The organism is Pseudomonas sp. X4, from assembly GCF_040784925.1.
GTDB lineage: Bacteria > Pseudomonadota > Gammaproteobacteria > Pseudomonadales > Pseudomonadaceae > Aquipseudomonas > Aquipseudomonas putida_Z.
Map to the genome: position 1 here is coordinate 1,865,458 of NZ_CP160798.1, position 13,126 is coordinate 1,878,583.

A 13,126-nucleotide genomic window follows, 5' to 3' on the forward strand; every position below is an offset into this window, starting at 1 on the left:
CCCTTTCGCGGCTAAAGCCGCTCCCACAGGATCTCCACTGCCCTTGAATGTGGTGATATCCCTGTGGGAGCGGGTTCACCCGCGAAGAGGCCGGCACTGACAAACGAGGAAGTCATGCCCGAACGCACCCCGCTGGACCCTGTCACCGCCCGCTGGATCCCTTGGGTGGTGGCCATCGCCTTCTTCATGCAGTCCCTGGACGGCACCATCCTCAACACCGCACTGCCAGCCATGGCCCGCTCGCTGGCCGAAGACCCGCTGCGCATGCAGGGCGTGATCATCGCCTACATGCTCACAGTGGCCCTGCTGATCCCCGCCTCAGGCTGGATCGCCGACCGCTTCGGCACCAAGCGCATCTTCTTCAGCGCCATCCTGCTGTTCAGCTTCGGCTCGCTGCTGTGCGCCGCCGCCAACAGCCTCGGTTTCCTGATCTTTGCCCGTGTCGTGCAAGGGCTGGGCGGTGCGCTGATGCTGCCGGTCGGTCGGCTGGTGGTCCTGCGCGCCTACCCGCGCACCGAGCTGGTGCGCATCATGAGCTTCATCACCATCCCCGGCCTGCTCGGGCCGCTACTGGGCCCTACGGTTGGCGGCTGGTTGGTGGAAATACTGAGCTGGCACTGGATCTTCCTGCTCAACCTGCCGGTCGGCCTGATCGGCTGCTACGCCGTGTGGAAGTTCATCCCCGACCTGCGCGGCGCCGAGCGCACCACGTTCGACGGCCCCGGGTTCCTGCTGTTTGGCGCAGCGATGGTATTGATCACCATCGCCATGGAAGGCCTGGGCGAACTGCACCTGCCGCACCTGCGGGTGATGTTGCTGCTGTTCGCCGGCATGGCCTGCCTGGCGGCTTACTGGCTGCGCGCCGGGCGCGACCCAGAGCCGCTGTTCTCGCCCAGCCTGTTCCGCGTGCGCACCTTTGCCATCGGTATCCTCGGCAACCTGTTCGCCCGCCTGGGCAGCGGCGCCCTGCCGTTCCTGGTGCCGTTGCTGCTGCAAGTGGCGCTGGGCTACTCGCCGGCCCAGGCCGGCATGAGCATGATCCCGCTGGCGGCTGCGGCGATGCTGGCCAAGTCCATTGCCCGACCACTGATCGAACGCTTTGGCTACCGCATCATCCTCACCGGCAACACCCTGCTGCTGGGCCTGCTGCTGGCCAGCCTCGGTCTGGTCGACGAACAGACGCCCTATGCCGTGCTGCTGATTCAGCTGGGCCTGCTCGGTGCGGTCAACTCGATGCAGTTCACCGCGATGAACACGGTAACCCTGATCGACCTCGACGACGCCAGCGCCAGCAGCGGCAACAGCCTGCTGTCGGTGGTCGCGCAGCTGGCCCTGAGCCTGGGCGTGGCGTGTGCGGGTGCATTGCTCGGCGGCTTTACCGCAGCGGGCAGCGCCGACGGCGTGGAAACCACCTTGGGCGCATTCCAGCTGACCTTCGTCACCATCGGCGTGATGGCCATGCTGGCGGCGGCGATCTTCCTGCAACTGTCGCCGACGGACGGAAGGCGTGCCCGTCGTCCGGAACAACACATGGAGTCGTAGGGCGAATGGCCACGAGGCTGGTAGACTGTGCGGCATTTTTCGCTTCGCAACGCAGGCCCGCCTCGTGACCACCGAATCCACCGCCTTTGCCACCTTGCCGCTGTCCACTGCCATGCTGGCCAACCTGGACGCCCTCGGCTATGCCTCGATGACACCAATCCAGGCCCAGAGCCTGCCGGTCATCCTCAAGGGCCAGGACCTGATCGCCCAGGCCAAGACCGGCAGCGGCAAGACCGCCGCCTTCGGCATCGGCCTGCTCAACCCGATCAACCCACGCTACTTCGGTTGCCAGGCGCTGGTGCTGTGCCCCACCCGCGAGCTCGCCGACCAGGTGGCCAAGGAGCTGCGCCGCCTGGCCCGCGCCGAGGACAACATCAAGATCCTGACCCTGTGCGGCGGCGTTTCGCTGGGCCCGCAGATCGCTTCGCTGGAGCACGGCGCACACATCATCGTCGGCACCCCAGGGCGCATCCAGCAGCACCTGGACAAGGGCACCCTGGTGCTCGACGGGCTGAACACCCTGGTGCTGGACGAAGCCGACCGCATGCTCGACATGGGCTTCTTCGATGCCATCGCCAGCATCATCGGCAAGACCCCGTCGCGCCGCCAGACCCTGCTGTTCTCGGCCACCTACCCGGCCGGCATCAAGCAACTGGCCGCCGACTTCATGTGCAACCCGCAACAGGTCAAGGTCGAGAGCCTGCACGCCGACAACCAGATCGAGCAGCGCTTCATCGAGATCGACCCGCAACAGCGCCTCGAGGCCGTCACCCGCGTGCTCGGCCACTACCGCCCGCAGTCCTGCGTGGCGTTCTGCTTCACCAAGCAGCAGTGCGAGGATGTGGTCGCCCACCTGACCGCCAAGGGCATCGTTGCCCAGGCCCTGCATGGCGACCTGGAGCAGCGCGACCGCGACCAGGTGCTGACCATGTTCGCCAACCGCAGCAGCTCGGTGCTGGTGGCTACCGATGTGGCCGCGCGCGGCCTGGACATCGATGGCCTGGACATGGTCATCAACGTCGAACTGGCACGTGATGCGGAAATCCATGTGCACCGTGTGGGCCGTACCGGCCGTGCCGGCGAGAAAGGTATTGCGGTCAGCCTGGTGGCACCGGCCGAAGGCCACCGCGCCCAGGCCATCGAAGACCTGCAGAAGAGCCCGCTGCGCTGGGACCAGCTGGACAGCCTGAAGCACAAGGGTGGCGAGCCGCTGCTGCCGCTGATGAGCACCCTGTGCATCGCCGCCGGGCGCAAGGACAAGCTGCGCCCGGGTGACATCCTCGGGGCGCTGACCGGTGACGCCGGCATCCCCGGCAAGCAGGTGGGCAAGATTGCGATCTTCGATTTCCAGGCGTTCGTGGCCGTGGAGCGACCGCTGGCCAAGCAGGCCATGCAGCGCTTGAACAGCGGCAAGATCAAGGGGCGCTCCCTGAAAGTCCGTATCGTCTGATGATTTTTGGGGCTGCTCTGCAGCCCATCGCCGGCAAGCCAGCTCCCACAGGATTACCACAGGCCCCAGGCTTGTGCTGTACCTGTGGGAGCTGGCTTGCCGGCGATGGGCCGCTCAGCGGCCCCAGCTAACAATGAGGTAACACCGTGCACTCCACCGACGTGATCATCCTCGGCGCCGGCGCCGCCGGCCTGATGTGCGCCCAGCTCAGCGCCCGCCGTGGCCGCCGGGTACTGGTGCTCGACCACGCCAACAAACCGGGCAAGAAGATCCTCATGTCCGGCGGCGGCCGCTGCAACTTCACCAACATGTATACCGAGACGGGCAACTTCCTCTCGCAGAACGCACACTTCTGCAAGTCGGCCCTGGCCCGCTACACCCAGTGGGACTTCATCGAGCTGGTGTGCAAGCACGGCGTGGCCTACCACGAGAAGAAGCTCGGCCAGCTGTTCTGCGACAACAAGGCCAGTGACATCCTCGACATGCTGCTGGCCGAATGCGATGAGGCCGGCGCCGAGATCCGCATGCACACCAGCATCGAGCAGATCGAGAAGACCGAAGGCGGCTACCTGCTACAGACCAGCGGCGGCCAGTTCGCCTGCCAGTCGCTGGTGATCGCCACCGGCGGCCTGTCGATCCCGACCCTGGGTGCCACCGGCTTCGGCTACCAGGTGGCCCGCCAGTTCGGCCATACCCTGCTGCCAACCCGCGCCGGGCTGGTGCCGTTCACCATCACCGAGCCCCAACTGAAGGCACTGTGCACCGAGTTGTCCGGCACCTCGCTGGATTGCACCGCCAGCTGCAACGGCACCAGCTTCCGCGAGAACCTGCTGTTTACCCACCGCGGCCTCAGCGGCCCGGCGATTTTGCAGATCTCGTCGTTCTGGGAGGCCGGCGACACGGTCGAGATCAACCTGCTGCCCGACCGTGATGCACTGACCTGGCTGCAACAGATGCAGGCCGAACGCGCCAATGCCGAGCTGAAGACCGTGCTGGGTGAGGTGTTTACCCGCAAGCTGGCCAACCTGCTGGCCGAGCAGTGGTTCGAGTCCAGGCCGATGAAGCAGTACACCCCGGCGGAACTGGCACAGATCGCCGAAAAGCTGGCGAACTGGCAAGTGGTGCCGGCCGGCACCGAGGGCTATCGCACTGCTGAAGTGACCCTGGGTGGCGTGGATACCCGCGAGGTGTCGTCCAAGACCATGGAATCGCTGAAGAGCCCCGGGCTGTATTTCATTGGTGAAGTGCTGGATGTGACCGGCCACCTGGGCGGTTTCAATTTCCAGTGGGCCTGGGCCTCCGCCAACGCCGCGGCGCAGTTCGTGTAGAGTAGAATCCATTCAGCAGCACGGAACGCTTCTTGCTGGCCCGTGCTGGAGTGCCGGAAAAGCATTAGGGCTGCTTTGCAGCCCATCGCCGGCAAGCCGGCTCCCACAGGATCATCACAGCCCTCGGCACTGTGCAGTACCTGTGGGAGCTGGCTTGCCGGCGATGGGCCGCGGCAGCGGCCCCAATGACACGGCCTCGAACGGTATTTCTCTGATCACTGCCTAGCAGGCCATCATGTCATCGAGCTCGTTCCGTCAGTCACTGCGTCGCCTGTGGGGTCAAGACAAGTTCAGCTACAGCATCCGGGTCACCATCGCCCTCACCGGCAGCCTGGCCCTGTGCTGGTACCAGAACGAAATGGCCCTGCTGATTCCGCTGTTCCTCGGCATCATCGCCAGCGCCCTGGCCGAAACCGATGACAGCTGGCAGGGCCGCCTCAGCGCCCTGGCCGTCACCCTGGTGTGTTTTGCCATCGCCGCACTGGCGGTCGAACTGTTGTTCCCCTACCCGTGGGTATTCGTCATTGCCTTGGCCTTGGCGGCCTTCGGCCTGACCATGCTCGGTGCCCTGGGCGAGCGCTATGGCGCCATCGCTTCAGCGACCCTGATCACCGCGGTGTATACCATGATCGGCGTGGACCAGCGCGGCGGCCAGGTCACCGACTTCTGGCACGAACCACTTCTACTGGTGGCGGGTGCGGCCTGGTACGGGCTGCTGTCGGTGCTGTGGCAGGCGCTGTTTTCCAACCAGCCGGTGCAGCAGAGCCTGGCCAAGCTGTTTTTCGAGCTGGGCAGCTACCTCAAGCTCAAGGCCAGCCTGTTCGAACCCATCCGTACCCTTGACGTCGAAGCCCGGCGCCTGGAGCTGGCCCAGCAGAACGGCAAGGTGGTAGCGGCGCTCAACGCGGCCAAGGAAATCATCCTGCACCGGGTGGGCAACAGCCAGCCGAACTCCAAGGTCAGCCGCTACCTCAAGCTGTACTTCCTGGCCCAGGACATCCATGAACGGGTCAGTGCCTCGCACTATCCCTACAACGCCCTGACCGAGGCTTTTTTCCACAGCGACGTGATGTTCCGCTGCCAACGCCTGCTGCGCAAACAGGGCTCGTCCTGCCAGGAACTGGCCCGCTCGATCCGCCTGCGCCAGCCGTTCGTGCTGGCCAGCGGTTATCCCGAAGCCCTCGAAGACCTCAACGCCTCGCTGGAACACCTGCGCATGCAGAACAACCCGGCCTGGCGTAGCCTGCTTCGCTCGTTGCGGGCGCTGGCGGCCAACCTGGCGACGCTCGACCGCCTGCTCAGCGCCGCCAGCAACCCGGACAGCCTTGCCGACACAAGCGATAGCAGCCTGCTCGACCGCTCGCCACGCTCGCTGAAGGATGTGTGGACCCGCCTGCGTACCCAATTGACGCCGACTTCGCTGCTGTTCCGCCATGCCCTGCGCCTGCCGCTGGCGCTGTCGATCGGCTATGGCATGGTGCACCTGATCCACCCCACCCAGGGCTACTGGATCATCCTCACCACGCTGTTCGTGTGCCAGCCCAACTACGGTGCGACCCGGCGCAAGCTGGTGCAGCGGATAGCCGGCACCGCCGTCGGCCTGACGGTGGGCTGGGCATTGTTCGACCTGTTCCCCAACCCGGTCATCCAATCGTTGTTCGCCGTGGTCGCCGGGGTGGTGTTCTTCGTCAACCGCACCACCCGCTACACCTTGGCCACGGCCGCGATCACCCTGATGGTGCTGTTCTGCTTCAACCAGATCGGCGATGGCTATGGCCTGTTCCTGCCGCGCCTGTTCGATACCCTGGTCGGCAGCCTGATCGCCATCCTCGCGGTGTTCCTGTTCCTCCCCGACTGGCAGGGGCGGCGGCTGAACAAGGCTCTGGCCAATACCCTGGCCTGCGCCAGCGTGTACCTGCGGCAGATCATGCAGCAGTATGCCCACGGCAAGCGCGATGACCTGGCCTACCGCCTGGCCCGGCGCAACGCCCACAACGCCGACGCGGCGCTGTCCACCACCCTGGCCAACATGCTGATGGAGCCGGGGCATTTCCGGAAGGAGGCCGACGTCGGCTTCCGCTTCCTGGTGCTGTCGCATACCTTGCTCAGCTACCTCTCGGGGCTGGGCGCGCACCGCGACACGGCCTTGCCGGCGGAGGTGCAGGAGCAGTTGATCGACGGTGCCGGGCAAAGCCTGGCCAGCAGCCTGGACGAGATTGCCAACGGCCTGGCCGCGCGGCTGCCGGTGGCGATTCACAGCGATGCCGAAGAAGCGCTGGCCAATGCCCTGGAACAGATGCCGGAAGAGCTGGACGAGCACCAGCGGCTGGTGCAGACGCAGCTGGCATTGATCTGCCGGCAGTTGGGGCCGCTGCGGACCTTGGCAGCGCATTTGATCAAGGAAGGTGCACCGGCCTGAGTTGTACTATCGCCGGTGCCGGCCTCTTCGCGGGTGAACCCGCTCCCACAGGAACCCCACAAGTTTCAAGTCCTGTGTAATACCTGTGGGAGCGGGTTTACCCGCGAAGAGGCCGGCACAGGCGATATAGATCAGAAGCCATGCTGGCGCATGAGCCGCGCATAGCTGCCATCCGCCTTCATCGCCGCAATCGCCTGCTCGAACCGCTCGACGATCCGCGCATGCTCCGGGTTTTTCAGGCTGACCAGGATATGCAGGGTGTTCTCCCCCAACGGCGGCTCCACCAGCATCACCCCATCGCGTACCTCCGGCAGTTCGCGCTGCAAGTTGTAACGGGCCACGTACTCGTCTTCCACCGCCAGGTCCACCCGCCCCGCCGCCAGCATGCGTACCGCAGAGGGAAAGTTGCGCACCGCCACCTTGTGCAGGCGGGTGTCGCGGTCGAACTCGGGGGAATAGGCGTAATCACGCACCACAGCGATGCTGTAGGGGTACAGGTCTGACTGGCGCTTGTAGCGAAACGCCTCGCCCTTGCGCTGCAGCAGGCGAATGCGGTTGACCAGGTAGGCTTTGGAAAACTGCCCGATGCTGGCGCGCGAGTCGTTGTACCAGGCGTTGATTAGCACATCGTAACGCCCCTCGCTCACCCCCAGCAGAGCCCGCGCCCAAGGTGCCTCTTCGACCCCACTGGTGTAGCCGGCCCGGGCCAGCGCCGTGGTGACGATGCTGGTCGCCAGGCCACCGCCCGGCATGCTGGCATCGGTGAACGGCGGCCAATTGTCGGCCACCAGGCGTAGCTTTTCGTGACCCGGGGCGGGTGTTGCAAGCATCATTGCCAGCAATCCCAGAACACAAAGCAGTGGCCGCATGCTCACGTCCTTTCGCAATGGAGGGCACACACTGCCGACGAGATTACACAAAGCCGTCGCCGAGGGCAGCGGCCAATAGTGTCATTTAGCCTCTATTTTGGCCGTGACCCATACATCATGCGATGATCGACGGCCCACTCAAGGAGTTCGCGCCAATGTCCATCGACTGGCTCTGCAAGCACCACACCGATCTCAGCAAGGACCAGCTCTACGCCATTCTGCAATTGCGCACTGAAGTGTTCGTGGTCGAGCAGCGCTGCGCCTACCAGGAAGTCGATGGCCAGGACCTGACCGGCGATACCCTGCACCTGATGGGCTGGCAGGATGACAAGCTGGTGGCCTACCTGCGCCTGCTCGACCCGCAATCCCAGGGTGGGGATGTAGTGATCGGGCGGGTGGTGACTGCACCTGCGGCGCGCGAGCTGAAGCTGGGGCATACCTTGCTCCTCAAGGGGTTGGAGGCAGCGGAGCATTGCTGGCCGGGGGTGCCGGTCTATCTGTCGGCGCAGGCGCATTTGCAGGGGTTCTATGCCCGGCATGGGTTCGCGGTGGTGGGCGAGGAATACCTTGAGGATGACATTCCGCATATCGGGATGCGCAAGGGTTGAGATCACCGGGGGTGCTTCGCCCCCCTTTCGCGACGCAAGGCCGCTCCTACAAGGGAACGCGATTACCTGTAGCAGCCCCCAGTGGATCAGGGATAACCCAGCACTTCGCGAACCTGCCGCAGGTGCCGGATGATCCACTGCTTGTCGATCGCTCCCCAGTCATGAATGCGGTAATGCCCGGCGTGGTTGCGCGCGCCTTCCTGCTGTTCGAACTCGCAGACGATATCCAGGTCGGCTAGCGCCGCAATGGTGTCCTGGGCGGTGCGCCGGGGCATGCCGGTGGCCTCCATCAGGGCCGGCACGCTGGTCGCGGTCTGGCTGTCGATCAGCCAGGCCACGTACAGGCGGCGGTAGAAGCTGCTCTTGGTCTTGCTCACTTCCATGCTGCGTGGTCCTTAACAGTTGCCCGGCAGCTCCCGATAGGTCAGGTAGACGCGCAGGTCGAATTCCAGTTGGTGGTAGTCCGGCTCCATGTGCTGGCAGAGCTGGTAGAACGCCTTGTTGTGGTCGCGCTCGCGCAGGTGTGCCAGTTCGTGCACCACGATCATGCGCAAGAATTGCGGCGCGGCCTCCTTGAACAGCGAGGCAATGCGGATTTCCTTCTTCGCCTTGAGCTTGCCGCCCTGCACCCTCGATATCGCCGTATTCAGGCCCAGGGCCCGATGGGTCAGGTCGAGACGATTGTCGAACAGCACCTTGTCCAGGTTCGGCGCGCTGCGCAGGTATTGCTGGCGCAAATCCTGGGCATAGCCGTACAACGCCTTGTCGTTCTGCACGTCATGGCGGTCGGGGTAGCGGCGCTGCAGGTACTCGCCCAGGCGGTCGCTGTCGATCATCTCCCGCACCTGCTGCTGCAGGTGCGGGGGGTAGGCTTGCAAGTATCGTAATACGGTCATGGCGCTGCATTCGGTGTAACGAATGCCGATTCTAGCCAATCATGGCCCCGGCCAGGAGAAAATCACCGGGAAGCTGCTGGCATCCGTGGCGGTCATCGGGTATGCCACCAGGAACCCCTGCACATACTCACAGCCATTGGCCTTGAGCCAGGCCGCCTGGGCCGGGGTTTCAACCCCCTCGGCGATCACCGTGATGCTGTAGTCGGCGCACAGGCCGATGACGCTGCGCACCAGCGCGGCATCCACCGCCGAGTCGGGCAGGCGCGCGACCAGGTGGCGGTCGAGCTTGAGGGTATCGATCGGCAGGTCGCGCAACATGCGCAACGAGCAGTCGCCGGCACCAAAGTCATCCAGCGCCACCCGCACACCCAGCTCGCGCAAGCGGTGTATCTGTTTCACCGCCGCATCGATGTTGTACATCAGCGAGGTTTCCGCCACCTCCACTTCCAGCTGCGCCGGGTCCAGCTGGTAAAGCTGGATGACCCGGTGCAGTTCGTCGACCAGGCTTGGCATGGCGAACTGCGCGCGGCTCAGGCTGATACCCAGCACCAGGTCCGCCGGGAAACGCTGGCACCAGCCCTGGCGCTGAGCCGCGCCTTGGCGGTAGATCCAGCTGGCCAGGCGGTTGATCAGGCGCGCCTCTTCCAGCAACGGGATGAACAGCCCCGGCGGCACGTCGCCGACACTGGGATGCTGCCAACGCAGCAAGGCCTCGAAGCCACGCAGGCGGCCATCGTTGAAGCCAACCTGCGGCTGGTAAACCAGAGTGAAGTCTTGCTGCTCCACGGCCGTGCGTACGCTGTCCTCGAGCATCAGCCGCGAACGCGCCCGGCCGTTGAGCTCCTGATCGTAGAAGCGATACTGCTGGCGCCCCGCCTGCTTGGCCGCATACATTGCCGCATCGGCCGCACGCAAGAGGCCTTCGACATTGGCGCCGCAATCCGGATAGGTGGCGATACCGATGCTCACCCCAAGGCTCACATCCAGCCCTTCCACCTGGTGGCTGATGGAAATACGTTCCAGCAACCGCTCGGCATAGCGCCCGGCCTGCTCCGGGTAAGGCAGGCTGTCGAACAGTGCGGTGAACTCGTCCCCGCCCATGCGCGCCAGCAGCGCTTCACTGCCCAGGCAATCCTTGAGCTGTTCGGCTACCCAGTGCAGCACCCGGTCGCCCGCGTCGTGGCCGAGCGAGTCGTTGATGCGCTTGAAGCCATCCAGGTCCATGTACATCAGCGCCTGCGCCTTGTCCGAACGCTCGTTGCGCAGCAGCGCACCTTCGGCGGCCTGGTAGAACCCGCGGCGGTTGAGCAGGCCGGTAAGCGGGTCGGTGACGGCCTGGTACTCCAGCTGCTGGTGCAGGTTGCGCACCACCGACATGTCCAGCACGGTGACCACCATGGCCTGCTGTTCTGCCGGCAGTGGCGCACAGGACAACGCCACCGGCACCAGCTCACCGCCAAGGGTGCGCAGCTGGGCATCGTGCACGCGGAAGATGCGCCGCCCCAGGTAGGCCTGGTAGAAGTCCGATTCGTTCCACAGGCTGGCACTGGTCAGTTGCACCAGGTCGAGCAGATGGGCGCCCTGCAACTGCTGCACCGGCGCTGACAACAAACGGGAAATGGCCGGGTTGGCAAAGCTGATGATGCCTTGGGCATCCACCACCAGAATGCCCTCGGCGGCGTTCTCCAGGATCGATGCGTTGAAGGCCCTGGCCGCTTCCAGCTCGCGGGTCAGCCGCTGCAGCATGCGCCGGTTGCGCTGCTGGTCGAGCAGGGCCTGGACCTTGGGCTTGAGGATTTGCGGGTCGAACGGTTTGAACATGTAGTCCACGGCGCCGCTGGCGTAGCCCTTGAGCACGGCCGCTTCGGACTGTTCGTTGGCGGTGAGGAAAATGATCGGGGTCAGCCGGGTACGCTGGCTGCCGCGCATCAGCCGGGCGACTTCGAAGCCGTCCATCTCCGGCATCTGTACATCCAGCAGGACCAGGTCGACATCGTGCTCGAGCAGCGCGCTCAGGGCTTCCATCCCCGAGCTTGCCGTCAGCACCTGCCAATCCTGACGGGCCAGCAATGCCCGCATGCTGATGAGGTTTTCGGGGTAATCGTCTACCACCAGAAGAACCGAGCTGCCATCCAGTGGCTGAGGTTGGGGGTGAGGGTGAGCGCCATCCATGCTGCTTCTCTATTATGTGACCGACTTCAAGATACGGTTGGATCCACTAGTACTCTAGACCTGAGCGGATAACACGCAATGCAATCAGAACGCTATCAGTGCCTCAACTATACGGTAGCCGACTAACGGTCGCTTTGCCGGGAATATGTGCCGCCCACTTCGCGGGTAAACCCGCTCCCACAAGTTCCTCACTGCTTTCCAGGCCAGCGAGTAACCTGTGGGAGCGGGTTTACCCGCGAAGAGGCCGGCACAGGCATAAGGTTCTAACACCCAAAAATGAAAAACCCGCATTTCTGCGGGCTTTTTCATTAATGCCAGAAGATCAGTTGACCTTGGCGGCCAGCTCACCTTTCAGGTAGCGCTGGTACATGCCTTCCAGGGAAATCGGCTTGATCTTCGAGGCATTGCCAGCGGTGCCGAAGGCTTCGTAACGGGCGATGCACACGTCACGCATGGCCTTGACGGTTTCACCGAAGAACTTGCGCGGGTCGAACTCGCTCGGGTTCTGCGCCATCAGGCGGCGCATGGCACCGGTGGAAGCCAGACGCAGGTCGGTGTCGATGTTGACCTTGCGCACGCCGTACTTGATACCTTCGACGATTTCCTCGACCGGTACACCGTAGGTTTCCTTGATGTCGCCGCCGTACTGGTTGATGATCGCCAGCCACTCTTGCGGTACCGAGGACGAACCGTGCATCACCAGGTGGGTGTTGGGGATGCGCTTGTGGATTTCCTTGATGCGGTCGATGGCCAGCACGTCACCGGTTGGTGGCTTGGTGAACTTGTAGGCACCGTGGCTGGTACCGATGGCGATCGCCAGGGCGTCGACCTGGGTCTTCTTGACGAAGTCGGCAGCCTCTTCCGGGTCGGTCAGCATCTGGCTGTGGTCCAGCACGCCTTCGGCGCCGATGCCGTCTTCTTCACCGGCCATGCCGGTTTCCAGCGAACCCAGGCAGCCCAGCTCACCCTCTACCGAAACGCCACAGGCGTGGGCCATGGCAACGGTCTGCTGGGTAACGCGGACGTTGTACTCGTAGTCGGTCGGGGTCTTGCCGTCTTCACCCAGCGAGCCGTCCATCATCACCGAGCTGAAGCCCAGCTGGATCGAGCGCTGGCAGACGTCAGGGCTGGTGCCGTGGTCCTGGTGCATGCACACCGGGATATGCGGGAATTCTTCGATGGCCGCCAGGATCAGGTGACGCAGGAACGGGGCACCGGCGTATTTGCGGGCACCGGCCGAAGCCTGGACGATCACCGGGGAGTCGGTCTTGTCGGCCGCTTCCATGATGGCGCGCATCTGCTCGAGGTTGTTGACGTTGAAAGCTGGTACGCCGTAACCGAACTCGGCGGCGTGGTCCAGCATCTGGCGCATGCTAATGAGTGCCATTGTGTATCTCTCTCCCGACAAGCGTCGTTTGTTTCGTGCAAGCCTGCCGCAGGGGCGGTTGCTGTTCAAGTAGTGTGGGCCACCCTCGCGGCCCGGCCAGTCACGGTGCCTTGCAGCCCCGCCCAATCAGATCGTTGGTTGCCACCCAGTACACCAGGCCTTCTTCGCCCTTGGTATGGAAGGCCAGCATGCCATCGCTGTACAGCGCACCCGAGGCACCCGGCTCGGCCTTGAGCCGGTAGACCTGGTCGCCGCCACCAAGGCGCACATCGACCTGGTCGCGCTGCGCATCGGCGAAGCGCCACAGCACTTCAGCCTGTGTGTCGCAGACCCAACGGGTCCAGTCGTCTGCCGGGGCGGGTTGCGCCGGCTTCAGCAGCGAGCATCCTGCCAGTGTCGCCAGGGCCGTCACGGCCAAAAGCGCTTTCATTCAGTTTCCTCGATTGGGGGCTGCT

The 13,126-nt window shown here is 64.3% G+C and carries 11 protein-coding genes; 5 read left to right on the forward strand and 6 right to left on the reverse strand.

Going from position 1 to position 13,126, the window contains the following annotated elements; genetic code table 11:
* Positions 1 to 114: 114 nt before the first annotated feature.
* The 4 genes from mdtD (at position 115) to yccS (ending at position 6,739) form a co-directional block, all read left to right on the forward strand.
* Positions 115 to 1,542 (forward strand): multidrug transporter subunit MdtD, encoded by a 1,428-nt coding sequence (gene mdtD, locus ABX298_RS08180; RefSeq protein WP_085587851.1) that lies wholly within the window; start codon positions 115 to 117, stop codon positions 1,540 to 1,542.
* 112 nt (positions 1,543 to 1,654) lie between these two features.
* On the forward strand, positions 1,655 to 2,992 hold the full coding sequence (gene dbpA, locus ABX298_RS08185; RefSeq protein ID WP_367394475.1) for an ATP-dependent RNA helicase DbpA: 1,338 nt from the start codon (positions 1,655 to 1,657) through the stop codon (positions 2,990 to 2,992).
* Positions 2,993 to 3,138: 146 nt separating this feature from the next.
* Positions 3,139 to 4,320, forward strand: coding sequence for an NAD(P)/FAD-dependent oxidoreductase (locus ABX298_RS08190; RefSeq protein WP_367394284.1), 1,182 nt, complete (start codon positions 3,139 to 3,141; stop codon positions 4,318 to 4,320).
* 235 nt (positions 4,321 to 4,555) lie between these two features.
* Positions 4,556 to 6,739: a YccS family putative transporter gene (gene yccS / locus ABX298_RS08195; protein ID WP_317408795.1), complete on the forward strand. Its 2,184-nt coding sequence runs from the start codon at positions 4,556 to 4,558 to the stop codon at positions 6,737 to 6,739.
* Positions 6,740 to 6,870: 131 nt separating this feature from the next.
* On the opposite strand, the gene ABX298_RS08200 is transcribed toward yccS, so the two are convergent.
* A complete protein-coding gene (locus ABX298_RS08200) occupies positions 6,871 to 7,608 on the reverse strand; it encodes an ABC transporter substrate-binding protein (protein ID WP_075046568.1) in 738 nt (245 codons plus the stop codon).
* Positions 7,609 to 7,763: 155 nt separating this feature from the next.
* Here ABX298_RS08200 and ABX298_RS08205 point away from each other — a divergent pair, with 155 nt between their 5' ends.
* A complete protein-coding gene (locus ABX298_RS08205) occupies positions 7,764 to 8,216 on the forward strand; it encodes a GNAT family N-acetyltransferase (RefSeq protein WP_075046569.1) in 453 nt (150 codons plus the stop codon).
* 86 nt (positions 8,217 to 8,302) lie between these two features.
* Here ABX298_RS08205 and ABX298_RS08210 read toward each other — a convergent pair whose 3' ends face one another.
* From ABX298_RS08210 to ABX298_RS08230, 5 genes are all read right to left on the reverse strand, one after another.
* Positions 8,303 to 8,599: a helix-turn-helix domain-containing protein gene (locus tag ABX298_RS08210; RefSeq protein WP_075046570.1), complete on the reverse strand. Its 297-nt coding sequence runs from the start codon at positions 8,597 to 8,599 to the stop codon at positions 8,303 to 8,305.
* 12 nt (positions 8,600 to 8,611) lie between these two features.
* Positions 8,612 to 9,112, reverse strand: coding sequence for a M48 family metallopeptidase (locus ABX298_RS08215; protein WP_084785286.1), 501 nt, complete (start codon positions 9,110 to 9,112; stop codon positions 8,612 to 8,614).
* Between the two features lie 39 nt (positions 9,113 to 9,151).
* Entirely contained in the window at positions 9,152 to 11,284 is a 2,133-nt protein-coding gene (locus tag ABX298_RS08220) for a putative bifunctional diguanylate cyclase/phosphodiesterase (RefSeq protein WP_367394285.1), read from the reverse strand.
* A 322-nt stretch (positions 11,285 to 11,606) separates the two neighbouring features.
* Positions 11,607 to 12,671, reverse strand: coding sequence for a class II fructose-bisphosphate aldolase (gene fba, locus ABX298_RS08225; protein WP_016712383.1), 1,065 nt, complete (start codon positions 12,669 to 12,671; stop codon positions 11,607 to 11,609).
* 100 nt (positions 12,672 to 12,771) lie between these two features.
* On the reverse strand, positions 12,772 to 13,101 hold the full coding sequence (locus tag ABX298_RS08230) for an MliC family protein (RefSeq protein WP_013974499.1): 330 nt from the start codon (positions 13,099 to 13,101) through the stop codon (positions 12,772 to 12,774).
* Positions 13,102 to 13,126: the final 25 nt, after the last annotated feature.